Genomic DNA, 22,683 nt, shown 5'->3' on the forward strand with positions numbered 1-22,683 from the left:
CACGTCCCTATTGCAGGACAAAATCAGTGAAACGCTGTACTAGGGCGTGTCCTAATTATCTTCAATCATCGCAACCGCTTCCTTCTCGTTTATCGCTTTTAGAAACGATAAACCGTAATGAGTCAGTTTGTGCTGCCCAACGCCGGAAACGGTAAGCATTTGCTCCAGGGTTGCCGGTTTTTTTCTTACCATGTCATGCAGGGTCGTATCGCTGAAAATCATAAATGGCGGTTTTTCCTCTTCCTCGGCCAACCGGCGGCGAAGCTTGCGCAATTTGTCAAACAGGGGATCCTGGGTCATGACCAAGTCATGAATTCGTGATTTTTTCTCGCTTTTGCCAGTGACTTCAACGCGAGGGACGGTCAGTGAAATGGTTTCCTCGCCTTTTAACAGTGGAATCGCTTTGCTGTTCAGGCGCAAGACATTGAATTGAGCGGTATCCTGATAACAAAATCCCTTATGAATCAACTGCCAGGCCAGATTTTTCCAATAATGCGCCGATTTGTCACGGCCGATACCAAACGTGCTGAGCGTATCATGGTGTGCCTGCTTGATCTTGTCCGAATTGCTGCCGCGTAACACGTCAATGGTGTAGGTCATGCCGTAATTTTGTCGGAGTCTATAAATGCAGGATAGGAGTTTTTGCGCGTCCTCGGTGGCGTCTACGGTTTGGGGCGGAGAATCGCAAACGTCGCAATATCGGCACGCTGTCTGTGTGGATTCATCAAAATAGTTCAGTAATATCTGCCGGCGGCAATGTGTGGCCTCGGCAAAAGCCAGCATCTGATTTAATTTGGAGGTTTCAACACGCTGCTGCATTTCACTGGTCATGGTCGCAATCCAGCCCCGCAAACGGCCGCTGTCGGCCGGATCATATAAAAGTAGCGCTTGGGCCGGCAAACCGTCGCGTCCGGCCCGTCCGGTTTCCTGATAATAACTTTCTATGTTTTTGGGTAAATCGTAATGAACAACGAATCGTACGTTGGGCTTATCAATACCCATACCGAAGGCCAGGGTGGCAACGACGATGTCAATTTGATCATGCCGAAACAGGGTTTGTGCCTCGCGTCGTTGCATATGGGACAAGCCGGCATGGTAGGCTCGGGCTCGAAATCCGTCCTTCTGTAATTTTTCGGCCAGTTTCTCCACGCTGTTGCGAGTACCGCAGTAAATAATTCCGGCCTGATTATCCTGCGTCTGTAAAAACTGTTTCAGTTGTCCGGACGGGTTGTTTTTCGTCAAGACCCGGTAATGAATATTAGGACGGTTAAAGGATGCGACGTATTGTTTGGGTTTGTAATGCAAGCGCTCTACGATATCCTGGCGGGTTTGTTGATCCGCTGTTGCGGTCAAAGCAATGACAGGAACGGTCGGGAAATGATTTTTTAACAAACCAAGTGCCGCGTATTCGGGACGGAAGTCATGTCCCCATTGTGAAATACAATGCGCCTCATCAATGGCGAACAGACTTAATTCGCAAGATTTCAGACGATCAAGAAACGCCGGATTAACCAGTCGTTCCGGGGCAATATAGAGCAAATCCAGTTCGTTGTTGTGCAGTTGGGTCAATACTTGTTTGGCTTCGTCGCTTGACAGGGACGAATTGTAATACGCTGCCCTGATCCCCTGGGTTTTCAGAGCGGCTACCTGATCTTCCATTAATGCAATCAGAGGGGATACAACAACGGCAACGCCGTATCGCACCAGAGCGGGAATTTGATAGCACAGGGACTTTCCGCCGCCGGTGGGCATCAAGACCAGCAAATCATGGCCGGCTATCAACTCCTCAATAATCGATTCCTGCAGCCCCCGGAATGTGTCAAAACCGAAATATTCTTTTAAAACCGATCGGGCTACTGTGAGATCGGCTGTCGACTGGATGGTCGTTTCCATGTGATTTTTTCTTTTTTTATTTCACGAACGCCAAAAATTGGCAATAATAGCATTTTTTCAAGACATGAATTAGAAATAATTGTGCGGGTTTGAAAAAATAAAAAATCAAACCCGCTTTTTTATGAGTTTTTGTTTTTTGTAGTCAATTGGCTGGTATAAAGAGAATTCATACCGAATATGGACTATGATTAGCAGTTATGAATTCTTACCCTGTAATAATAGACCGGTATACTCTGTTTCCCGCTGTTTTCAGAGCCTGCCTGAATAGTGGCGGGGCATGTCCGGGAGGTGGTACGTTAAGGGTTATAGAGGATATAAAACTCGAACGAATTAAGGACCATATATGGATTTTAAATTGACTGAAGAACACCTTGCTTTTAGAAAAATGGCTGCGGATTTTGCACGTGATCGATTAGCTCCCAACGCGGAAAGCTGGGATGACAACAGTTTTTTTCCTGTTGATATTCTACGGGAAGCAGCCGGGCTGGGTATGGCCGGTATGGCCGCTTCAGGGGATATAGGTGGAACGGATTTAACGCGGCTGGATGCGGCTATTATTTTTGAACAGCTTGCGGCCGGATGTGTGACCACCAGTGCTTATCTATCCATCCACAATATGGTGACAACGCTCGTTGATCGTTACGCCGATGAACCTTTGCGGACCACATGGGGTACGCGTTTGACCAGCATGGAGGCTTTGGCAAGCTATTGCCTGACGGAACCGGATTCCGGCTCCGACGCCGCTTCCCTGAAAACAAAAGCGGTGAAAGAAGGCGAGCATTATATTCTTAACGGAGCAAAGGCTTTTATTTCCGGTGGTAGTGTGAGTGATGTTTATTTGTGCATGGTCAGGACAGGCGATAATACTCACCAGGGTATTTCCTGCCTGTTAATTGAGAAAGACACGCCTGGACTGAGTTTTGGTAAACAGGAGAAAAAACTGGGCTGGCGCAGCCAGCCGACCAGCATGGTTTATTTCGAGAATTGTCGCGTTCCGGTCAGTAACCGGGTTGGACAGGAAGGCATGGGCTTTAAAATTGCCTTAAACGCCTTGAATGGCGGACGGGTTAACATTGCCGCTTGCTCACTGGGCGGGGCGGCAGCCTGCTTGCGCCTGTCCCAATCCTATATGAATGAGCGTAAACAATTTGGCAGTAAATTGAGTAAGATTCAGGCGCTTCGTTTTTATTTCGCGGATATGTTGACGGAATTTGAGGCGGCGCGTCTGATGGTATATCGCGCGGCTGACGCGCTTGATAAGGAGGAAAAGCACGCTCCCATGTATTGTGCCATGGCCAAACGTATGGCAACGGACATCGCGTTTCAGATCAGTGATAAAGCGATGCAGATCCATGGTGGTTATGGTTATTTGCATGACTATAAAATTGAGCGGATATTCCGTGACCTGCGTGTTCATCAAATCCTGGAAGGAACGAATGAGATCATGCGGGAAATCATAGCCAAGCTGGCTCTGGATGAAGAATATTATATTGAATAACAGGAGTTTGTAATGAATCTGATTGAACAATCGCTGGATAACAACGGCATACTGACCTTGACTTTAAATCGTCCCGAGAAATTGAACGCGCTTAGCCAGGACGTGCTCGTAGCGTTGCAGGAAATTTTTACCCATGCTAAAGAAAATCAGAAAGTCAGGGCGTTGCTTTTGACCGGATCAGGCAAAGCGTTCTGTGCGGGGGCTGATATTTCCCGTCTTGCCGAATGTAACGCCGAGACCGGTTATCGTTTTGCCTGTGACGGCCAGAATGTATTTAAACAACTTGAGACACTGGGCAAGCCCTCGTTGGCTGCCGTCAACGGTTTTGCATTTGGCGGCGGATGTGAACTCGCCATTTCCGCAACCTTGCGAATCGCTGCAACTTCGGCAAAATTCGGCCAGCCTGAAGTGAAGTTAGGCGTGATCCCGGGATACGGTGGAACCCAGCGTCTGGCAAGGCTGATAGGCAAGGGGAGAGCGCTGGATTTATGTATGACCGGACGTTTTATAGACGCCGATACCGCGTTACAGTGGGGGTTGGTCAGTTCGGTTGTGGAGCCTGATTTGTTGCTGGAAGAGGCCAAACAGATACTGAACACTGTTTTAACCATGGCGCCGTTGGCCATTCGTAGTGTGATGGATGTGATTGACAGGGGTTATGATATGACACTGGATGACGCCTTGCATCTGGAGGCGGTGCATTTTTCCAAAGTATGCGCCACCGCGGATAAACGGGAAGGTGTGGCCGCGTTTTTAGAGAAACGCAAAGCAGAATTTAAAGGAGAATAAGATATGTCTGCCGATCTCCGTATTGCCAGGCATGATCATATCGGATTGATTACCCTGACACGTCCCCAGGCGTTAAACGCACTGAATCTGGCTATGATACAAACCATGCAACGGCAGTTATTGCAATGGCAAATTGATGACTCAATTCATGCGGTTGTCATTATGGCCGAGGGTGACAGGGCTTTTTGCGCGGGCGGTGATGTGCGTTGGTTGTATGAGGCCGGGCGCGCTCATGATCCACAGCAGATGCAGTTTTTCTGGCATGAATACCGTTTAAACCACTTTATCCACCGATTTGGCAAACCTTATATTTCCCTGATGAATGGTATTACGATGGGAGGCGGCGTTGGTATTTCCCTGCATGGTTCTCATCCGGTGGCCAGTGAACGGTTTCATTTTGCCATGCCGGAAACCGGCATCGGATTCTTCCCTGATATTGGAGCGAGCTATCTGCTGGCAGGTTGTCCGGATTATTTTGGCATGTATCTGGGATTAACCTGTCACCGTTTAAACGCTTCGGAAGCTCTGGCGTGCCGCCTTGTGAAACAGATTGTCTCTTCTGAGCAGTTTCCGGCTTTATTATCCGACCTCATTGAAGCTGATTTATCCCGGAACGCTTTTGAGCGGGTGGATGGATGTATCCTGAAATATGCCTTGACCCTGGATGATGCCGCTATTTTCGATCATAAAGAGATTATTAATTCGTGTTTCAACCATGATAATGTTGAAGCGATTATTTCCTCCCTGAACCAGATGGATCACCAGTGGGCTGCGGATACGGCACGTCAATTATTGCAAAAATCACCCTTAAGTCTGAAGGTCACTTTTGAGCAGATCCGCAAAGCCCAATCACTGTCTATGGGCGAATGTGTAAAAATGGATTACCGTTTGGTCGGGCATTTTATGCAGGATAGCGATTTTTACGAGGGCGTTCGCGCACTTCTGGTCGATAAGGATAAATCCCCCAAATGGCAGCCGGATAGTCTGGAGAAGGTTACGGCAGCCAAAGTGGCCGATTACTTTGAATGCGGTCAGCAGGAATTATCTTTAATTACAGATGGTTAGCGCTTAAGGTGTGTGATTTGTTTCTTTTTTGTAGTGTTTTCTGTAGCCCGCCATGAAGGCGAAGACGTAATGCGGGGTAATATTGGTGCATAAAACCCGCAATACGGCCGCAGGCCTTCTTACGGGCTACGATTATTTTACAAAAAAATGGTGCCAGGACATTGATGATCATAACGGGTTCTTATTCGGCAAGGATAACTGCGCGTTAATTTTGATGGTGCTTTCTGCCTGTTCTACAAAGAACGCGCCGTGGCTTTTAACCGGACGTTGTAAAATGGCGTGTTTCAGGGCACGAAAAAGACGGTTAAGCCAGTCATCATCACGATGCCTCTCAAGTATGTCTTTTGTTCTATTTAAATTTCTATCAAGGGCCCTCAGGGTTTTATCGGGAGACGCTTTTTGTTTTAGAATGTTGCCGAGACTGGCAATAATTTTTTTCTTGTCTTTAAGTAACAGCCTGTTCATTAAGGAATCCCCTTCGTATCCGGCTGATCGTAAATGTTTGGCGTAGGTGTTCATGATCTGATTGAAATTAAGCAATTTCTCGGTTTGTTTAAGAACCAGTTCCTGAGCGGATTCATTCGTAGCCGATGTGATCAAGGCTTGTTGCGCATTCTCGATGATAATGAGTGTGTATGCCTTTTCCGAGGCGAACACATTACTCTGCAAATATTTGTTCCTCAATTCGGCAAGCCGGACTAAATTAGTTTGATGTGATAACTGAAGCTTGAGCTCGTCGATGGATTGTGGTGGAGACAGAAAGGCGGTGGATTCCAGCCATGGCTGGAATCCAGGAAACAACTTTCGCCTGAAAAGCGCGTGTGTTTTGGGGTCGGTCGTTTTTTCGGAGTTGGCAAGCCACTGTAAAGAGTCGCTTTGCAGTTGCAAACGTCGCTGCATGAGGCCGTCCGGAGTCAGATAAGCATTGTAGATATGTAATAAATAGTCTTTATTTTCGTCCAATTCGATAAAATCGTCGTCTAAAATATACGATGTGAGGCGGGGAGCGGCCTGAAACAAGGAGCAGGCGATGTAGTCTCTGACCTTGTCAAAATCGCGGGTATATTTTGAGATAGGGATATCCGGGCTGCCTATGACCGCGTGATCTCTGCTTCCGTTTTTAACCGGCGGAATAATTATTTCGGCCTCCTCGGTGACCGGTACCTCGTTGTATAATTGTTCTCTTACCCAATCTACATCATTATAAGCTACCAGATCGAGCATGCCGCCGCGGGCGTACGAAGGTCTGTTTTTATCCGGTTTTCTTAAAACGGAAGGCGTGTTTGTTTTATAAGTGGAATCGTATGAAAAGCGATGATTACCCATAGGGGCCATGAGAAGGCTGTGCATGGCCGGTTGCGGATTATCAGACCAGGACGATTTGCTGGACAGGGCGCCGTCCTTTTTAATCAGGTGATTACGGGTATTGGCGTCAAAGCCTGTAATTACCATGTCGGGAATCGTCTCGCATAATTCTTCAAAACTGTTCGCAGAAATCGTATTGGCTCGGGTATTGTGTAAATTAGCCCAATCCTGGGCGCGGGTTGCGTCCGTAAACGCATCAAGATGGGCGTTGGTTAAATCCAGTACGTAAGTTTTTCCGGGTTTCTCGTCATTACGTTTTTGTATTGTGAGGCGTGAAAATATACCGCCTTTATTATAGGCGCTGGAAAAGCGGCTTTTACCACGTCGCACTTCCTGATCATGATGTTCTATATTGATATTTTTTTTATGAATAGCTATAGTCATGATACCTGTGGAATGATGAAATTGCGTTGACAATTTGGTATGGGTAACCATTTGATGAAGAACGGTGATCTCGTAATTTTCATCGTTGTTTAAAGATTTTCGCAATTGCTTGACCGCTTTGTTGAAATCCGTTTCCTGACAATGCAGCAAGGTTAAATCCGTATCATTATCGGTAATGGATTGAATAATATCACGGCTGGCTTTTTTCCCGGGGCCGCTATTACCACAATTGAGGGTTATTGCTTTCAGGGTTAAGGGCATACTACTTTTCCTTACCGCGACGTTATTATTTCAGGCGTTTTATTAATCAGATATAGACTAATTGATGTTATAACACAAATAACGATCAAATATTATACAATACTTTGGTGGCAGAGGAAAACGAACAAAACATTTGGTTTTAAAAGCAATTGTCAAAAGACCGCCATTTCACTTAAAATTCGTTCTGATATCGCACACAGGTTTTATTTATGCCAGATTTTTACCAGGATTTTTCCAAAAGACGTACCTTTGCTATCATTTCCCACCCTGACGCGGGTAAGACCACGGTTACGGAAAAATTATTGTTATTCGGTGGAGCTATACAGCTTGCCGGTACGGTAAAAGGTCGAAAAGCCGATCGCCATGCCACATCAGACTGGATGGAAATGGAAAAAGAGCGGGGTATTTCCATTACCACCTCGGTGATGCAGTTTGTGCATAATGAGCATGTCATGAATCTTCTTGATACCCCGGGGCACGAGGATTTTTCCGAGGATACTTACCGTACGTTAACGGCGGTTGATTCGGCGTTAATGGTGATTGATGTTGCCAAGGGGGTTGAGGAGCGAACCGTTAAACTCATGGAAGTGTGCCGCTTGCGCGATACGCCCATTATGACTTTTATCAACAAACTCGATCGGGAAGGGCGGGAACCGGTGTCGCTGCTCGATGAAGTGGAATCGGTTTTGGGTATTCAATGCGCGCCAATAACCTGGCCTGTGGGGATGGGAAAACGTTTTAAAGGCATTTATCACTTGTATCAGGATGTTATTTATCTGTATCAACCCGGTAAAAATGCTCAAAAACAGGACGCCATGCAAATCAAGGGGCTGGATAATCACCAACTGGATGAATTATTGGGTAGCGGTGCGCAAGAATTGCGCGATGAAATTGAGTTGGTAAAAGGCGCTTCTCATGAATTCGATCTGAACGATTACCTTGCCGGCAAAACGACACCGGTTTATTTTGGTTCCGCTATTAATAATTTTGGCATCAGGGAGCTGTTGGATGATTTTGCCCAATACGCACCCGGTCCCGTGCCTCGTGTCGCTGTTGAGCGGATTGTACGGCCGGAAGAAGAGGCGTTCAGTGGCTTTGTCTTTAAAATTCAGGCCAATATGGATCCCAAACACCGTGATCGCATCGCGTTTCTGCGTATTTGCTCAGGTATTTTCAAAAAAGGAATGAAACTAAGTCATCTTCGTTTGGGAAAGGACGTGTCAATTGCCAACGCCCTAACATTCATGGCAGGAGAAAGAGCGCATGCCGAAACGGCTATGGCCGGCGATATTATTGGCTTGCACAACCATGGCACAATCCGGATTGGCGATACGTTTACCCAGGGAGAAACACTGAAATTTACCGGCATACCTAATTTTGCCCCGGAATTGTTTCGACTGGTGCGATTAAAGGATCCATTGAAAAGCAAGGCCTTGATTAAGGGGTTGATTGAACTTTCCGAGGAGGGAGCAACGCAGGTATTCCGACCTTTGAACAGTAATCAGCTTATTTTAGGGGCCGTCGGTGTCTTGCAGTTTGATGTAGTGGCTCATCGTTTAAAACATGAATATAAGGTGGATTGCGTTTATGAGGCAGTCAATGTGTCCTGCGCTCGCTGGGTGTATAGTGATGATGATAAGGCCATGACGGAGTTTCGTACCAAGGCGTATGATTATCTGTCTTTGGATGGCAGTGATTGTCTGATGTATCTTGCGCCAACCCGTGTTAATTTGACTATGGCACAGGAGCGTTATCCCAAAATACAATTTTCCGCAACGCGTGAACATTAACAGTTAGAGTTGCTTCAGATAAATGTCGGGCACTTCGCCCGACAATGCTTCGGGAAGAACAAATCAGGTTTTACAAACGGCTTTTATACTGTGTACACCCTGATTGGTTAATGCCACTTCGGCGCCTGAATCGGCTGAAATTTTCAGTTTATCTTTATCATGAACGGTTAGCACGAGAGAGTCGCCCTGACTGATGCGGGTACCATTGACAGTTCCCTTCTTCTTCAATCCCTTTATTAATAACGGACTAGCGGCGTCCTGGGAGTGAATGATGCATTCTGCGGTAATGGTCCAGAAAAAAGAATTGGAAAACGTCTGTGGGGAATTAGGCGGCAGTTCATATTCTATAGTAAGGTTTGGTGCCAAATTGTAGGTGTTGGCAAACGTATCGGCGGAAAAAAAGATTCCAAGTGAGAGAAAACCATATCCAAAGTTTCGCAGCATATAAGGCTCCTTGTTGATAAAATAACGTGCTAACATACAATTATTTGTTTTCAATGGCAAATTAAATGGCATTTATGTTGGTCATGGTTACAAATCTCGCTTTTTTAGTTTAGCCGCTTTGCTAAAAAATAGTATGTTTCTGTCCTTGTGGCAGCGGGCTTGATGTCAGGACTGAGAAAATATCAGTTGCAGCGTTTATCTGAACAGATATCCTCCTGAACGTTATTTCGATGATCCTGCAATACGTGTTCCCTGTTATTTCTATTGCGGTAAAAAAAATTGTTTCGTTTGTTTTTCCGACAGTCAAGCAGCCATTGCTCTATTGATTTTATTGCTTTTATTGGTGTTTTCGCAGTGATTTCATCATCGGTTTCATCGGAGCCGGGGGCGTACAGATATTGGATCACCGAGCGAACAGGAACAAGCCTGTTATTTAGCAAACTCCATTGTTTCCCCTTTGAATCCGGGGCGTACAGGCAACCACCATAATAATTAATCTGGGGAGGATAGCGTAGTAAATTGGATTGTAACTGCTGAGCCATTTCTTTATTTTTAGCCTGATCACCGCAGCAATACATATGAATATTGGAAATATTGTAGGCCACAGGCAGAAAGTCCGAGTTCAGGCGATCGGAAACGGTAACGATATCAATAATGGTCGCTTTTGATTCGTCACTGTGGTTACTCAAGGCAGTAGAATCATAGTCCCCGTGAACGCAAACATAAATTTCAAAACTATTTTCATTGAGGCTTTCATCCAGTTCATCCTGGTGGAAGATAATTTGTATAGGCGTATTACTGTTTTGAATATGGTTTTTTTGCCAGTTAATAACCATTTGGTGCAAATTACCCGAATCGTTTTTGGCAAATGGAACGTAAAGTATAATCATATGTGAGTGTTTTAAGATCAAGTTGATGGCTATTTTACTTTTTTTTCCTTAATTTAATATTAGGTGTCGTGAACAAAATTTTTTCCGATCGAAAACAAGGCAACTATTATTGCGCAACAACTAATAATTTCTTGTAGCCCGTCATGAAGGCGAAGCCGTAATGCGGGAAAACGTTCATAAGCGGCACATCAAACCCGCAATACGGCCGCAGGCCTCCTTACGGGCTACTGTTTTTTCGCAAAAAATGGTGCGAAGAAAATTTTTGTTCACGGAACCTAGTACAGCGTTTCACTGATTCTGTCCTGTGATGCTTAGGACAGGGTACAAACGTTTTAATTTAATTCTGGCGTCCTCGGTTGTAAACTGCCAATCGATGGTCGCCTCCTCTGCATCCCTGTTCTTATTCCATTCAGCTACTTCGTGAATAAACGTCTCTTTATCTGCAATCCGCCTATTCAGACATTGTCTGCCCAGATGACTTAATTCAATTTCAGCCATATTCAACCAACTACCATGTTTTGGCGTGTAATGAATTTCCAATTTATCCAATATTCTCTTGGCTTCCGCTGGCTCGAATACCTCATATAATGAGGAACCTGTATGTGTATTTAAGTTATCCATGACCAATACAATCTTATCGACAGACGGATAATGGTTATCAACCAACTCTTTAATAAAAAGAGCCCAATCCGCCTTTTTTCGATGGTCAGTCACTTTTGTTGTACGTTTACCTATCAAAGGCTCACAACTTAAAAAAACATTACAAACACCATTTCTTTCATATTCAGCATCATAGCGCACACTTTCTCCAGGGCTTGCTGGAATAGGTGTCCTTGTTTCTTTGACCAACTGCTTATTCGTTTCATCCATACAAACAACTGGCCGTCTTGCATCATAAGGACGTTTGTAAATATCCAATACATCCTCCATTTTACAAACAAAATCAGCATTTGCTTCGGGTGGAATACACCATTCTCGTTTTTGCCATGGCTTTATTTCGTTTTTTTTAAAACCCTACTCACTGTTACAGGGGACACACTATCAACGATTTCCAGTTCTATCAGCTTGTTGGCTAACAGCTTTAATGTCCACCGATTCCTTCCTTCTGGAGGTGTTGAACAACATAGAGCAACTAGATGAGCTTCTCGTTCCCCATCAATTTTACGACCCTTGGGATTAGTATGTGCTCTACGTGATAATGCTGACTCCATTCCTTCCTCAACAAATCGTTGTCTTATTCGTGCCACCGTTTTAGTACATATATGCATTTCAGTGGCTATTTCTTCATCTGTTTTAGGCTTTACTTTTTTATCGTTTTCATCTGCTGATAATAAAACTCTCGCATGCATTAATTTATTTGCTGCTGTTTTTCCCACTCGAATCAACGTTAGTAATTCTGTGCGTTCTTCTAATGTGAGTTTTACTATATACTTGTCCATGTGTGCTTCTTCCCAATGCGCCTCAAGAACGCGGGAGGTTAGCACACGTCCCTATTGCAGGACAAAATCAGTGAAACGCTGTACTAGTACAACGTTTAATAGTAATAGTATCATCTGGTGGACTTTAGCCATTTTCCAAAACCGGCTATAAGATAACCTAACTCATCAAATGACCTATTTCCCATGCAGACGCTCCCCTCTCCTCAAAAACAGCGTAGTGTGGGTTGGGGAAAAATTTGTTCACAAAGCACATTAATTGTTCTATGATAGGCGCAAATTCCTTTAATAGATATCTGACATGGGCGATCCCAAAAGTAAAGTTACAAACCCAATTCTCGATTTTAAAACATTATATCAACAGGTTGTAACAATGATTAAAGAAGGGAATCTTAAATTCAACACAATTTCAGAAGAGTTAAAGAACGCTTTTTTGAAGTTTAATGACTCATATCATAATGAGCAACTTGAACTGATAAGCAATCTATCGAAGATTCAAGATCTGCCGGAAGAGATGGATAATGTTGTTAAGAAATACCCTTGGTTTGATACGCTTCCTGACCACATGCTGAAGGAAATTGGTAGCCATATAGTCGAAGAGAAAGACAAAAGCGCTTTTGTAGCGACAGGCGAGAGAGTGCATACCTTATTCCAAGCCGACAGGCTTTCACCATGCTTCCTCCAGTACGTGGCTTATGGAAAGCAAGATGAAGCAGAGAATCTGTTTACACGATTCAAACAGGAGGAAAAGAAACAAGAGTTGTTATGTAAACCGGGTACATTCACCGACTATTCGCATCGAGAGTTCAGTTGCACCGCATACGAATACGCCTACTGGGCAAAGGATAAACACATGTGCCGGATGCTGGAAAAACAGATGGATGATAACACCAAGTCCCAGATGCTAAAACGCTGTGAAGATATAGAGAAAAATGGGTTAACGTATAAACAAAATGGGGTCGAGGTTAAAGGTTCAAAGCATTTTGACTTTACCCCGCTTAAAACGGCACTGAAAAATTATATTGATGGATATGATAACTGGTATAAAACGAACAATTGGACGGCAATGAAAGCGGCCTGGATGCAAGTGGGTATGGCGCAGCGCGAGCTTCCGGTGCATGTGATTAATGAATATTGCCGGAAAGATCGCTCGTTTGACCCCGCGCCTAAGTTTAATGAAGATAGTTTGCCGCGAGAGGTAGCATTCTATAATTATCAAACAGGCAGGGCTGAGGTGTTGTTTCCGTTACAGGCTATTGCCACTTCCGGACTCGGGGTAGATTTTGCATTATATAGGGGGGCGGGAGGGCGTGTGCGGGTGGGGGAGAGCAGGGGGGGGACACGGTCGGTCCCGATTGATTTGGCGGCGGTCAGCCGCCTTGATGAAGTAAGAAGCGCCGATCTCACGCAGTCGCTTGAAAATCTAAAGGCTGTTGATCCGGTGCACAAGCTTGGTAAGTAATATTGATGGCTTTCTGAAGGAACCAGGCAGTGTAGATTAGCTCTTTGATTTACAGCTTTCTTTGGCCGCTTAAAGGGCTAAAGTCGAGATGATCTTACTCTGATTTATTGTTTGTTATTTGCGCATTTATATCGAATTCACATTATTTTAATTGATAGGACTATTATTATCGGCTTGATAGTTGAGCATTAGATTGAAATAATAGCCAGCTACGCCCTGTAAATTTGTAACGAAGGAATTATTGATGAGAGTAAAAATTTCTGGTGAGGTTAATAATCAGGATGACCTGGAGGCTCTGATCAAAAATATACAGGCAATGGATGAAACTGTGGAAATATTAGATTTAACCGCCTTTAACCTTGAAAATTTTTCGTTGCAAGCCTTACGGCGGGTTCTGGCAAATCTGCCATCAACTATTAATGACGTGTTGCTTGATTATTCCTTTGATAAATACAAAAGCGTACTTATACGTCAAGTCAATCCTGATGCCGGTGATCTGGTGCTTGTTTTTGAAAAACAAACACACTCTGAATCTGGGGAGATCTCCAGGTTATTTAACAAAGCGGAAGATTTGGATGAATCAACCGCAAAAATCACATGGGTACGTGAAAGCAATCAACATGCAGTTTTACTGGTTGAGCTGCTTGAAGAGGAAAGGCATGACGTTTATAAAGTTCATTTACGAGGTGATCTTGTGGTAAGAAAGCCTTTAAATTTGCTAAAAGGCCGATTTTTTTGGGGAACGCATTACCGGGATGGTCGGGTTGAAGTGAAGGATTTAACGGATAAAGCGATCAATATTGCAGAAATTTTAACCCATTGGTATGTAAATAAGGAGGATGCACAACACCTGCTGGCTTATGCGAGGCGTAAAGAACAAGAAAAGCAATACTTCAATATCCTGGGAGAAGGTGCTCTTTCAAGTATGTTCATGGCCACTGTTGCCAATCAGCTTTCTCATAGTTGTGTAACCTGGTCTCGTGAAGCGTTACTGCATGCAGGAATTAATGTGCCTCTGTCCAGGCTAATCAATTTCGCAACGATCACCAGTTTTGAGGCAAAAGCCGCCAGAAATGAGCCTATGGATGAAATTGCTCTGGCAAGACTCGCGAGATTGGGCGAATATCAAACGATTCAGACTTATTACCCTAATAATCAACAAAATCCTGATATTGACAACTATGTTGATCCTAATACGATACTGCATAGAGCTACCCGTGGGCCGTCAGAATTTATTCTTGGTACATACACCCCATTTATGCTGGCTTGTGCCTATGGCCATGTCCAAACTGTTAACACCTTACTTGGCGAATACGGGGCTAATCCGTACGTCAATACCAAATCCAGATTCTGTTTTGGTTTATTTGGACGCTACAGCGCTTTTGATTGCGCCCAAAGTTTATTATTGAGACCTTATATCTCAAAAAATATTCAGCAACAAACCCTGGAGCAATTAAAGGCCGTTGATAACAAAGCGATGATCATTGATGCGCTTGAAAGATATATTGAAACTCGTTCTGAAAAACCCGAATATCAAAGTACATTAGGTTTCTTTGGTAACACGTTAATGCAGTTTGGTTATAGCCGCGATGAAAAAATTGAAGCGGCGTGTTTATTTAAAGAAGCAGTGGAATCCGGGTTTACTTCTATAGATATCCAATTCAAGGGTGCTTTGAACCAGGGTGAACTTGGTAAACTTTTCAAGGACTATCATAAATATAGTGAGTGTGAAGCAATCACTTTTATTAGTCCCGATCTCAATGAGACAACGCCATTCATGTCATTGGGCGGCAAATACTAGGGTGTGTTTTTAAAGTTTCGCCAGGAGCGAAAAAGCAAGAAATTTAGGCCAACTTATTGCTTTTGTAGCCCGGCGATAATTCTAAAAACACGCCCTGGTGTTATCCTGTAGTCCCTAATCGCTGGTTCAGTATTTGTTGGCCTATCCTATATTTCACCAAGAGCCTTTGCAATCGATTCGGTCATGACCTTGGCGTCGCCAAAAAGCATATAGGTGTTGTCCCGGAAAAACAAATCATTATCAACACCTGCGTAACCGGCTGATAAACTGCGTTTTACAAACAGCACGGTTTTCGCTTTTTCTACCTCAAGAACGGGCATCCCGTAAATAGGGGAGTTTGGATCGGACTTCGCGGCAGGGTTGGTGATATCATTGGCGCCGATGACAAAGGCTACATCACAGGTTGCAAAATCCCGGTTGATTTCACTTTGTTCAAATACCCTGTCATAAGGGATATTGGCTTCGGCCAACAGAACATTCATATGCCCCGGCATGCGCCCGGCAACGGGATGAATGGCGAAACGAACGCGAATGGAATGGCTTTCCAGCTCGTCAACCAATTCTTTCACGGCATGTTGGGCGTGTGCGACGGCCATGCCGTATCCGGGTATGATAATGACATCTTTGGCGTTGCTCAATAGAAACGCCGCATCCTCGCCGTTAGCCTGACGCACCGATTGTTGATCACGATTAATTCCGCTTTGCGAGGAAGCGTCTCCACCTTGCAAACCACCAAAGATCACGTTGATGATGGAGCGGTTCATACCAACGCACATGATATAACTCAGAATAGCCCCGCTTGCCCCTACCAGGGCGCCGGTAATAACCAGCAAATGATTGCTCAAGGTAAAGCCGATGCCTGCCGCTGCCCATCCCGAGTAGGAGTTCAGCATGGAAATCACTACCGGCATATCGGCACCGCCAATAGGAATGATGAGCAAAACGCCTATCAGCAAGGATAGGGCGGCGAGACCAAGAAACAGGTTCAGGGATTGATAGGGTATGAATAAACCCAGCAAAGCCAGTATACTCAGGCCAATAACGCCATTGACCAGACCTTGCCCTGTGAAACGAACGGGTTGGCCGGACATGATGCCCTGCAACTTCAGAAACGCGATAATAGAACCGGTAAAGGTGATTGCCCCGATGATTAAGCCCAGACTCATTTCTATCAGACTGGCTGTTTTAATGCTGCCCGGCATGCCGATTTGAAAGGACGCGGGTGAAAGAAAGGCGCAAAAAGCGACCAATACGGCAGCAAGACCGACCAGGGAGTGGAATCCCGCAACCAGCTGGGGAATCGCGGTCATATTAATTTTAAGGGCGATAAGGGTACCTATCACGCCTCCGGCTATAATCAAGCCGATGAGCAACAGGTGATGATTGATGGAAGGCATCATCAGTGTCGAGATGATGGCGATAGCCATACCCAATATTCCGAGGAGGTTTCCCCGCCTTGAAGTGGCCGGACTGGCCAGTCCTTTAAGAGCCAGAATAAAACAAACGGCTGCAATCAGATAAAAATAGGGAACCAGAGTGGTCATATGATTTTTCATCCTGTTAGGTGTTATTTTTTATACATGCGCAGCATACGCTGGGTGACGACAAAACCGCCAAAGATATTAATGGCCGTAATAAAGATACCCAAACCGCCCAATATGGTAATGGTTCCTGTCATCTGACTGCCCGCGGCTATCAGTGCGCCCAGTATGATAATACTGGAAATGGCGTTGGTGACGGACATTAGAGGAGTATGTAAAGCTGGTGTCACTTTCCAGACTACATAATATCCAACGAAACAGGCCAATACAAAAATGGTTAGAATCGCAACGTAGAGGTTGCCTAGGGAGTTGAACTCATGCATGGACGGTCTCCTTGCTGGGAATGGATTGAAAAGGCAGGTATTTATTTTGATGGCACAGCAGCGCCTGTTTCATAATTTCATCGTCCTCTTTAAAATCAAGGGCTTCCGGTGATGTAGCCAATGTTTTGACAAGATTGAGGATGTTGTTGGCATAGAGTTCGCTTGCGGTGGCCGGAATAAAGCCAGCCATGTTACTGTAGCCGATAATGGTGACTTCATTATGTAGTGCGACTTTATCGCATTGGCTCAATTCACAATTTCCTCCCCGCGAGGTAGCCAGATCGACAATAACCGAGCCGGGCTTCATCGTTTCAACCATTGTTTTGGTGATCAGTAGCGGTGCCTGTCGTCCGGGAATCAAGGCGGTTGTGACGACGATATCGGATTGCGCAACGTATTTGGCAATTAACTCGGACTGCTGGCGTTTATAGTCTTCACTCATTTCCTTCGCATACCCACCACTGGTTTCGCTGTCTTCTTCCATCTCAACTTCTATAAATTCAGCGCCAAGGCTTTCCACCTGTTCCTTGGCTGCGCGTCTGACATCAAACGCGTAAATCACGCCTCCAAGCCGTTTGGCTGTAGCTATAGCCTGCAAGCCTGCAACACCGGCTCCCAAAATAAGAATTTTGGCCGGATGGATCATGCCGGCGGCGGTCATCATCATGGGAATGGCTCGTTTAAAATGGCAGACGGCCTCCAAAACGGCCCGGTATCCTGCCAGGTTGGCCTGGGAAGACAGGCTGTCCATGCCTTGCGCTCTGGTAATGCGTGGAACCAGGTTCATGGAGAAAGCGCTGATGGATTGTTTCATGCACCACTTTATAAGGGGGCTGTCCGGTTCGTTGTCCAGCGGTGCGATCAAGAGAGCCTGTGATTTCAACTCATCCAAATCTTTGGGATCAGGCGCCTGGACACAAGCCAGAATATCCGCTTGCTGTAATAATTGCTTGCGATCTTTTACAATGGCCGCTCCGGCTTCTTCATAGGATTTATCGGTAAATCCGGAAGCGATGCCGGCGTTTTTCTCACATTGTACCTTTAAGCCGAGCTTGAGATAATGTTTAACCATGTTGGGCGTCATGGCCACACGCGTATCGTTGGCACTTTCATTTAAAACGGCGATAATCATGAGTAACCATCCTTATTACCTGCGATTAACTTATCGTATTGCAATCTGTTTGATATTGCCAGGGTTTTACGGCTGTTAACGGTATAATTTTTTGTGAAACACCCGGTTTTAAAAGTTGTTGCCCGGACACATTGTTTCTTTATCTATCCTGATATACATTACGCCCATGGAAGTAAGTCCAATCGTCATTTATGGAAATTCTCTGTTTTTGCGCAGGGATTGTGTTTTTTTATTCGCAGTCTTTTTATCCTGTGCTGTTTCTCATTGCCATGTTGCTGTTACGAGTACACTGGCGGGCTATTATCTGGTTTGTTTTTGCCGTGTTGTGGGCTTGTGTCCATCAACAATGGCAAGCCGACAGAAATATGCCTGGTGAACGAGTGCTTAATAACGTTGTTATTAGCGGTCGGATCATTTCCATACCATCGATAAATCCGGACAAAATACAATTTCAATTCCAGGTTGCCAAACTGGACAATCGTTTCGTGACGGCAAGAATCCTCTTGAGTTGCTACAATCGTTGTCCTGCTTTTCGAATCGGGCAGACATGGCGTTTTCAGGCCAAGTTGAAAAAACCGGTCAATCTGGCTAATCCCGGCGGTTTTGATTACGTTCGCTTCCTGAAATCAAAACATATAGTCTGGACAGGGTATATAAAAAACGGTCGAGCAACGTTGCTTGACGATCCGGGGCGAGTCGGAGGATTACATAATCTGCGTGTGCGTTTGTCGGAAATCTTGAGTAATAATATTTCCGATGGTGATGCGTCAGGCATTGCACAGGCCTTGACGCTGGGCGTTACGGATCCGATTGATAAATCGTTGTGGGAACTGTTCAGAAGAACAGGCACCACTCATTTAATGGTTATTTCCGGCGCCCATATCGCACTTGTTGCCGGCGTGGTATTTTGGCTGGTCAATCGATTATGGCGCTTTTCAACAAGACTGTGTCTGCTTTTTCCTGCTCAGCAGATAGCAGGCTTGGCCAGTCTGGGGAGTGCGTTGATTTATGCCTTGTTAGCCGGATTTGGTGTGCCGGCGCAGCGTGCATTGATAGCCTGCGTGTTTTTATTATTACCCTATTTGTTCAGTCACCGGTTCTCAACGTGGCAAGGATGGCGATATGCCTTGTTGATGGTGCTTCTTTGTGAACCGCACGCCGTGCTTTTACCGGGTTTTTACTTTTCCTTTCTGGCCGTGGCTATCCTGATATTGATGAACAAACGTCTTACCTGTCGTGGGCTTAAGAAATTAATTTTATTGCAGGCGGCGTGTCTGTTCGGTTTGATGCCGCTTACCTTGTATTGGTTTTCTTATGGGGCGATAACGGGATTGATTGCCAATTTATTGGCGATTCCCTGGGTGGGTTATGTGATTGTGCCTCTGGCTATCGTCAATTTGATACTGCTTTCGTTAACTCAGGTTACAGCGCTGGTGATGCCTCTGGTGTGGGCTATTAAGCTATTGTTGTCGTATTTGAAATACCTGGATATGTTTTCTTTTGTTAACCTGCAAATTTCATTGCCGCATTTGGTCTCGGTCGTCGCTTTGATGATGGTTATGGTTTTGTTTCTATTTTTACCGGTACGTGCCTTGCTGCCGGTGATGTCGGTAATCGCAGTCGCTGCCTGTTACCCGAATTATCCCCGTCCTGATAATAAGGAAGCATGGATTTATGTGCTCGATGTAGGGCAAGGGCTTGCGGTTGTTGTACAAACCGCCCGTCACACGCTTGTCTATGATACCGGCGTAAAATTTTATCATGGCAGCGATATGGGTAAACTAGCGGTCATTCCATTTCTGAAAACCATGGGGGTTTATAGGCTCGATAAAGTGGTGATTAGTCATCCGGATCTCGATCATCGCGGCGGACTGGCCTCCATTGAGGAACAGTATCCAATTTCAGAACTGATAGTGGATAATACCTCTTTTTATCACCGAGGGGTGACCTGTCATGGCTATCCTGACTGGCAGTGGGATGGCGTTCGGTTTCGTTTTCTGGCGATTCGGAAAAAAACGGGTAATAAAAATAATTTGTCCTGTGTGCTGCAGATAGTCAGCGACCAGAACAGCCTGTTATTAACCGGGGATATTGAGCGACCCGCAGAGGAATACTTGCTATCCGTTTATTCGCGACAAGTCCAGTCATCAATACTGATTGTGCCTCATCATGGCAGCAAGACGTCTTCATCTCGCAATTTTATACGGCAGGTTGCTCCGAAATATGCTGTGATTTCAGCAGGATTTGATAACCGCTATCATTTTCCTCATGGGCAAACCCTGCATACCTTGCGAGAAGCTGGGGTATCCGTATTGAACACGATAGATTGCGGAATGGTTACTATAAAGATGGCACAAGGTTATGATAAATTGATACCATCCTGTTATAGAACAAATCATTTATGATCAATCAAAGGGCTTATTGACAATAAAATATACATGATGTAGCATGGCGATTCTTTAATCGTTCTGGTATTGGAAATGGGTCTGTCCGCTCGTGTTATTTTCCTGTTGTTTCTGATTTTTAACAGTTTTGCCGATTATGCCGGATCTCTTGATTGTCGTGAGAAGCATTGCGTTGCCGTAGTTGATGCCGGTAGTACCGGTTCACGCCTGCATGTGTATTCGTACGATGTTGATGAAACGAATACACCAGTTCATATCTCCGAAAAATGGTCAAAAAAAATAAAGCCCGGGTTTGCCTCCATAGAGGGTAACCAGGCAGCCATTGATGCGTATTTAACGTCTCTGTTTTCAGACGTTTCCAACGAATCCTTACCCGTATTCTTTTATGCAACAGCAGGGATGCGCCTGCTTCCGCAACCCCTGCAACAACAACGTTATGCCTACCTGAAAAACTGGTTTCACAACCAGTCGCAATGGACTCTGATTGATGCGAGAACCATTACGGGTAGCGAAGAGGGGTTATTTGACTGGCTTTCTGTTAATTACCAGTTAGGGAATTTGAATAGCGAGGATAAAAACACGGCAGGAGTGATGGATATGGGGGGCGCTTCCGTACAAATTATTTTCCCCGTGCCCAATAACATGGCTGGCTCCGGTGATATCAAGGATGTCAGCGTTTATGGTCGTCATTTCACTATTTTTATCCATAGCTTCCTTGGACTTGGCCAGACCGAAGTGACCCATCAGTTTCTAAACTCCAACAACTGTTTTATTACCGATTACCTGTTACCTGACGGTTTGAATGCGACTGGTGATGCGTATCGTTGTAAAAAAGTGGTGTCACCATTGATGAAGAATGTTCATCATGTCAACCGTATCGTTCATCCGGCTATTGAGGCCACTCCTGCGACTGATTGGTATGTGATGGGTGGCGTTGCGGATTTGGTAAAAAGCAAACCATTTAATTTTCCGGATTCTCAATTTACCAATGAAGAATTACTAGTCCAGGCTGACACGGAGGTTTGTCGACAGCAGTGGTCAAACTTGCAAAATCAATATCCTGATAATGATTATCTCTATGGCTATTGCCTTTTTCCTGCTTATTATTATGCTCTGATGGTCGAGGGTTATGGATTGGAAGCCAAACAGCCTGTCCATATTATGAACGAAAACCAGAGTGCTGACTGGACTATGGGTGTCGTGTTACACCAGCCATCCTGAAATGAAATGTTGCATGGACGCAATATTTAAGCTCTGTGAACCAATTTTTTCGCAAAGCGAAAATGTAGATAATTGGCACCCTTTTTTTGCGGAAAGGCAGTAGCCCGTAAGGAGGCCTGTGGCCGTATTGCGGGTTTGATGTGCCAATTAGGAACGTTTTCCCGCATTACGGCTGCGCCTTCATGACGGGCTACAAGACATTATTATTTGGTGTGCAACAATAGTTGCCTTGTTTTCGATCAGAAAAAAATTTGTTCACAGAGCCTGGTGTTTATCAGATCATAACGCAGCCACAATCTAATTGTTAGCAGCTTTGCCCTGGTATTTCGACCCCAATGTAAGATGTAATTTAATCAACAAAATGATTTTATGTTGATCCTGTTAATCGCAAAATAAACACATAATATAATTGCCATCTTTTTTATAATAAGTTGGGGTTTGGATGTTTAAATTTATCTATATAGTTCCGAGAAATAGCAATTGTTATACTGAAAATCAAGGGGGAACAGGAAAACAATTTGTAATTCCCGGTTCTTTATTGAATCGAGAGAACTGTGTGGAATTTGGTCAAGCATGGTGTAAACAGGAAGGCTGTGAGGAAAGTGACGCTCGGATTGTTCAAATTTATTTGAGTGAAGAGCAGTATAAAGCCCTAAAACATCAGAGTACTTATATAGATGAAACGTCTTTAAATAAAATTCTGACTGAAAACAATAAGGCCAAACTTGGAAATCCTCCGTCATTAAAGCATATTGCCGCAAAATTTCTGGCAGACCGATCAGATTTCTTTAAAAGAATAAAATCAAGAGCGACTGGCGATGCAATAGAATTGGTTGAAGAAATTAATAACAGACGATGTTTGTAATGACGAAGTTACAATTCGTTTAAATCCAGTCTCTCCGGTGTGTGTCGTCACTAGACGCCCTAGCCAGGATTTATCTATTTCAGACTACAAAAGATATTTGTTTGGTTCCTTTTTTGTA

At 44.7% G+C, this 22,683-nt stretch carries 17 protein-coding genes; 9 read left to right on the plus strand and 8 right to left on the minus strand.

All coding sequences use genetic code 11. From position 1 onward, the window contains the following. Nucleotides 1-51: 51 nt before the first annotated feature. The gene (gene recQ, locus CKW05_RS06595) at nt 52-1,893 is read right to left on the minus strand and encodes a DNA helicase RecQ (RefSeq protein ID WP_058482532.1); all 1,842 of its coding nucleotides are present in this window, start codon (nt 1,891-1,893) and stop codon (nt 52-54) included. A gap of 343 nt (nt 1,894-2,236) precedes the next feature. Between recQ and CKW05_RS06600 the strand changes: the two genes are divergently transcribed. Genes CKW05_RS06600 through CKW05_RS06610 form a run of 3 tightly spaced genes read left to right on the plus strand, consistent with a single transcriptional unit; the run spans nt 2,237 to nt 5,245 of the window. After that, on the plus strand, nt 2,237-3,391 hold the full coding sequence (locus CKW05_RS06600) for an acyl-CoA dehydrogenase family protein (protein WP_058482533.1): 1,155 nt from the start codon (nt 2,237-2,239) through the stop codon (nt 3,389-3,391). A gap of 12 nt (nt 3,392-3,403) precedes the next feature. Further along, nucleotides 3,404-4,180 (plus strand): enoyl-CoA hydratase/isomerase family protein, encoded by a 777-nt coding sequence (locus tag CKW05_RS06605; protein WP_058482534.1) that lies wholly within the window; start codon nt 3,404-3,406, stop codon nt 4,178-4,180. 3 nt (nt 4,181-4,183) lie between these two features. After that, nucleotides 4,184-5,245 (plus strand): enoyl-CoA hydratase/isomerase family protein, encoded by a 1,062-nt coding sequence (locus tag CKW05_RS06610; protein ID WP_058482535.1) that lies wholly within the window; start codon nt 4,184-4,186, stop codon nt 5,243-5,245. A 168-nt stretch (nt 5,246-5,413) separates the two neighbouring features. On the opposite strand, the gene CKW05_RS06615 is transcribed toward CKW05_RS06610, so the two are convergent. Further along, entirely contained in the window at nt 5,414-7,255 is a 1,842-nt protein-coding gene (locus tag CKW05_RS06615) for a hypothetical protein (RefSeq protein WP_058482536.1), read from the minus strand. A gap of 209 nt (nt 7,256-7,464) precedes the next feature. Between CKW05_RS06615 and CKW05_RS06620 the strand changes: the two genes are divergently transcribed. Next, the gene (locus CKW05_RS06620; protein WP_058482537.1) at nt 7,465-9,045 is read left to right on the plus strand and encodes a peptide chain release factor 3; all 1,581 of its coding nucleotides are present in this window, start codon (nt 7,465-7,467) and stop codon (nt 9,043-9,045) included. A 63-nt stretch (nt 9,046-9,108) separates the two neighbouring features. Here the strand turns inward: CKW05_RS06620 and CKW05_RS06625 are convergent, their stop codons facing one another. From CKW05_RS06625 to CKW05_RS06635, 3 genes are all read right to left on the minus strand, one after another. Then, nucleotides 9,109-9,489, minus strand: a complete 381-nt coding sequence (locus CKW05_RS06625; RefSeq protein WP_065238371.1) for a hypothetical protein — start codon at nt 9,487-9,489, stop codon at nt 9,109-9,111. Between the two features lie 182 nt (nt 9,490-9,671). Then, complete coding sequence (locus CKW05_RS06630; protein ID WP_058482539.1) at nt 9,672-10,379, minus strand: hypothetical protein; 708 nt, start codon at nt 10,377-10,379, stop codon at nt 9,672-9,674. Nucleotides 10,380-10,667: 288 nt separating this feature from the next. After that, a protein-coding gene (locus CKW05_RS06635; protein WP_408606976.1) for an IS630 family transposase occupies nt 10,668-11,818 on the minus strand; the annotation gives its coding sequence in 2 pieces (ribosomal slippage) (nt 10,668-11,380 and nt 11,380-11,818; 1,152 coding nt in all). A 298-nt stretch (nt 11,819-12,116) separates the two neighbouring features. Between CKW05_RS06635 and CKW05_RS06640 the strand changes: the two genes are divergently transcribed. Both CKW05_RS06640 and CKW05_RS06645 read left to right on the plus strand, forming a co-directional pair. Beyond that, on the plus strand, nt 12,117-13,277 hold the full coding sequence (locus CKW05_RS06640) for a hypothetical protein (protein ID WP_095140593.1): 1,161 nt from the start codon (nt 12,117-12,119) through the stop codon (nt 13,275-13,277). Between the two features lie 244 nt (nt 13,278-13,521). After that, a complete protein-coding gene (locus CKW05_RS06645; RefSeq protein WP_058483588.1) occupies nt 13,522-15,078 on the plus strand; it encodes an ankyrin repeat domain-containing protein in 1,557 nt (518 codons plus the stop codon). 146 nt (nt 15,079-15,224) lie between these two features. On the opposite strand, the gene CKW05_RS06650 is transcribed toward CKW05_RS06645, so the two are convergent. From CKW05_RS06650 to CKW05_RS06660, 3 genes are read right to left on the minus strand one after another with little or no spacing between them, the layout of a single operon-like run. Continuing rightward, nucleotides 15,225-16,622, minus strand: coding sequence for an NAD(P)(+) transhydrogenase (Re/Si-specific) subunit beta (locus CKW05_RS06650; RefSeq protein WP_058483589.1), 1,398 nt, complete (start codon nt 16,620-16,622; stop codon nt 15,225-15,227). A gap of 23 nt (nt 16,623-16,645) precedes the next feature. Continuing rightward, the gene (locus tag CKW05_RS06655; protein ID WP_058483590.1) at nt 16,646-16,942 is read right to left on the minus strand and encodes a proton-translocating transhydrogenase family protein; all 297 of its coding nucleotides are present in this window, start codon (nt 16,940-16,942) and stop codon (nt 16,646-16,648) included. Next, complete coding sequence (locus CKW05_RS06660) at nt 16,935-18,074, minus strand: Re/Si-specific NAD(P)(+) transhydrogenase subunit alpha (protein WP_058483591.1); 1,140 nt, start codon at nt 18,072-18,074, stop codon at nt 16,935-16,937. The genes CKW05_RS06655 and CKW05_RS06660 overlap by 8 nt, the downstream gene beginning before the upstream one ends. Before the next feature lie 221 nt (nt 18,075-18,295). On the opposite strand from CKW05_RS06660, the gene CKW05_RS06665 reads away from it, so the two are divergent. The 3 genes from CKW05_RS06665 to CKW05_RS06675 all read left to right on the plus strand — a co-directional run bounded on the left by CKW05_RS06665 (nt 18,296) and on the right by CKW05_RS06675 (nt 22,565). Further along, nucleotides 18,296-20,479 (plus strand): DNA internalization-related competence protein ComEC/Rec2, encoded by a 2,184-nt coding sequence (locus tag CKW05_RS06665; protein ID WP_157737714.1) that lies wholly within the window; start codon nt 18,296-18,298, stop codon nt 20,477-20,479. Nucleotides 20,480-20,554: 75 nt separating this feature from the next. Continuing rightward, entirely contained in the window at nt 20,555-21,700 is a 1,146-nt protein-coding gene (locus CKW05_RS06670; protein ID WP_082642782.1) for an acetate and sugar kinases/Hsc70/actin family protein, read from the plus strand. A 442-nt stretch (nt 21,701-22,142) separates the two neighbouring features. Further along, a complete protein-coding gene (locus tag CKW05_RS06675) occupies nt 22,143-22,565 on the plus strand; it encodes a hypothetical protein (RefSeq protein WP_058483593.1) in 423 nt (140 codons plus the stop codon). Nucleotides 22,566-22,683 lie beyond the last annotated feature (118 nt).

The sequence above is a fragment of the Legionella spiritensis genome, from assembly GCF_900186965.1.
Taxonomy (GTDB): Bacteria; Pseudomonadota; Gammaproteobacteria; order Legionellales; family Legionellaceae; genus Legionella_C; species Legionella_C spiritensis.

What these genes read in the sequence shown, in the direction of transcription:
- CKW05_RS06645 (WP_058483588.1), top strand. Translation starts at nt 13,522, where the DNA reads ATGAGAGTAAAAATTTCTGGTGAGGTTAATAATCAGGATGACCTGGAG.
- CKW05_RS06660 (WP_058483591.1), bottom strand. Translation starts at nt 18,074, where the DNA reads ATGATTATCGCCGTTTTAAATGAAAGTGCCAACGATACGCGTGTGGCC.
- CKW05_RS06600 (WP_058482533.1), top strand. Translation starts at nt 2,237, where the DNA reads ATGGATTTTAAATTGACTGAAGAACACCTTGCTTTTAGAAAAATGGCT.
- recQ (WP_058482532.1), bottom strand. Translation starts at nt 1,893, where the DNA reads ATGGAAACGACCATCCAGTCGACAGCCGATCTCACAGTAGCCCGATCG.
- CKW05_RS06615 (WP_058482536.1), bottom strand. Translation starts at nt 7,255, where the DNA reads ATGCCCTTAACCCTGAAAGCAATAACCCTCAATTGTGGTAATAGCGGC.
- CKW05_RS06650 (WP_058483589.1), bottom strand. Translation starts at nt 16,622, where the DNA reads ATGACCACTCTGGTTCCCTATTTTTATCTGATTGCAGCCGTTTGTTTT.
- CKW05_RS06670 (WP_082642782.1), top strand. Translation starts at nt 20,555, where the DNA reads ATGGGTCTGTCCGCTCGTGTTATTTTCCTGTTGTTTCTGATTTTTAAC.
- CKW05_RS06625 (WP_065238371.1), bottom strand. Translation starts at nt 9,489, where the DNA reads ATGCTGCGAAACTTTGGATATGGTTTTCTCTCACTTGGAATCTTTTTT.
- CKW05_RS06675 (WP_058483593.1), top strand. Translation starts at nt 22,143, where the DNA reads ATGTTTAAATTTATCTATATAGTTCCGAGAAATAGCAATTGTTATACT.
- CKW05_RS06640 (WP_095140593.1), top strand. Translation starts at nt 12,117, where the DNA reads ATGGGCGATCCCAAAAGTAAAGTTACAAACCCAATTCTCGATTTTAAA.
- CKW05_RS06655 (WP_058483590.1), bottom strand. Translation starts at nt 16,942, where the DNA reads ATGCATGAGTTCAACTCCCTAGGCAACCTCTACGTTGCGATTCTAACC.
- CKW05_RS06630 (WP_058482539.1), bottom strand. Translation starts at nt 10,379, where the DNA reads ATGATTATACTTTACGTTCCATTTGCCAAAAACGATTCGGGTAATTTG.
- CKW05_RS06605 (WP_058482534.1), top strand. Translation starts at nt 3,404, where the DNA reads ATGAATCTGATTGAACAATCGCTGGATAACAACGGCATACTGACCTTG.
- CKW05_RS06610 (WP_058482535.1), top strand. Translation starts at nt 4,184, where the DNA reads ATGTCTGCCGATCTCCGTATTGCCAGGCATGATCATATCGGATTGATT.
- CKW05_RS06620 (WP_058482537.1), top strand. Translation starts at nt 7,465, where the DNA reads ATGCCAGATTTTTACCAGGATTTTTCCAAAAGACGTACCTTTGCTATC.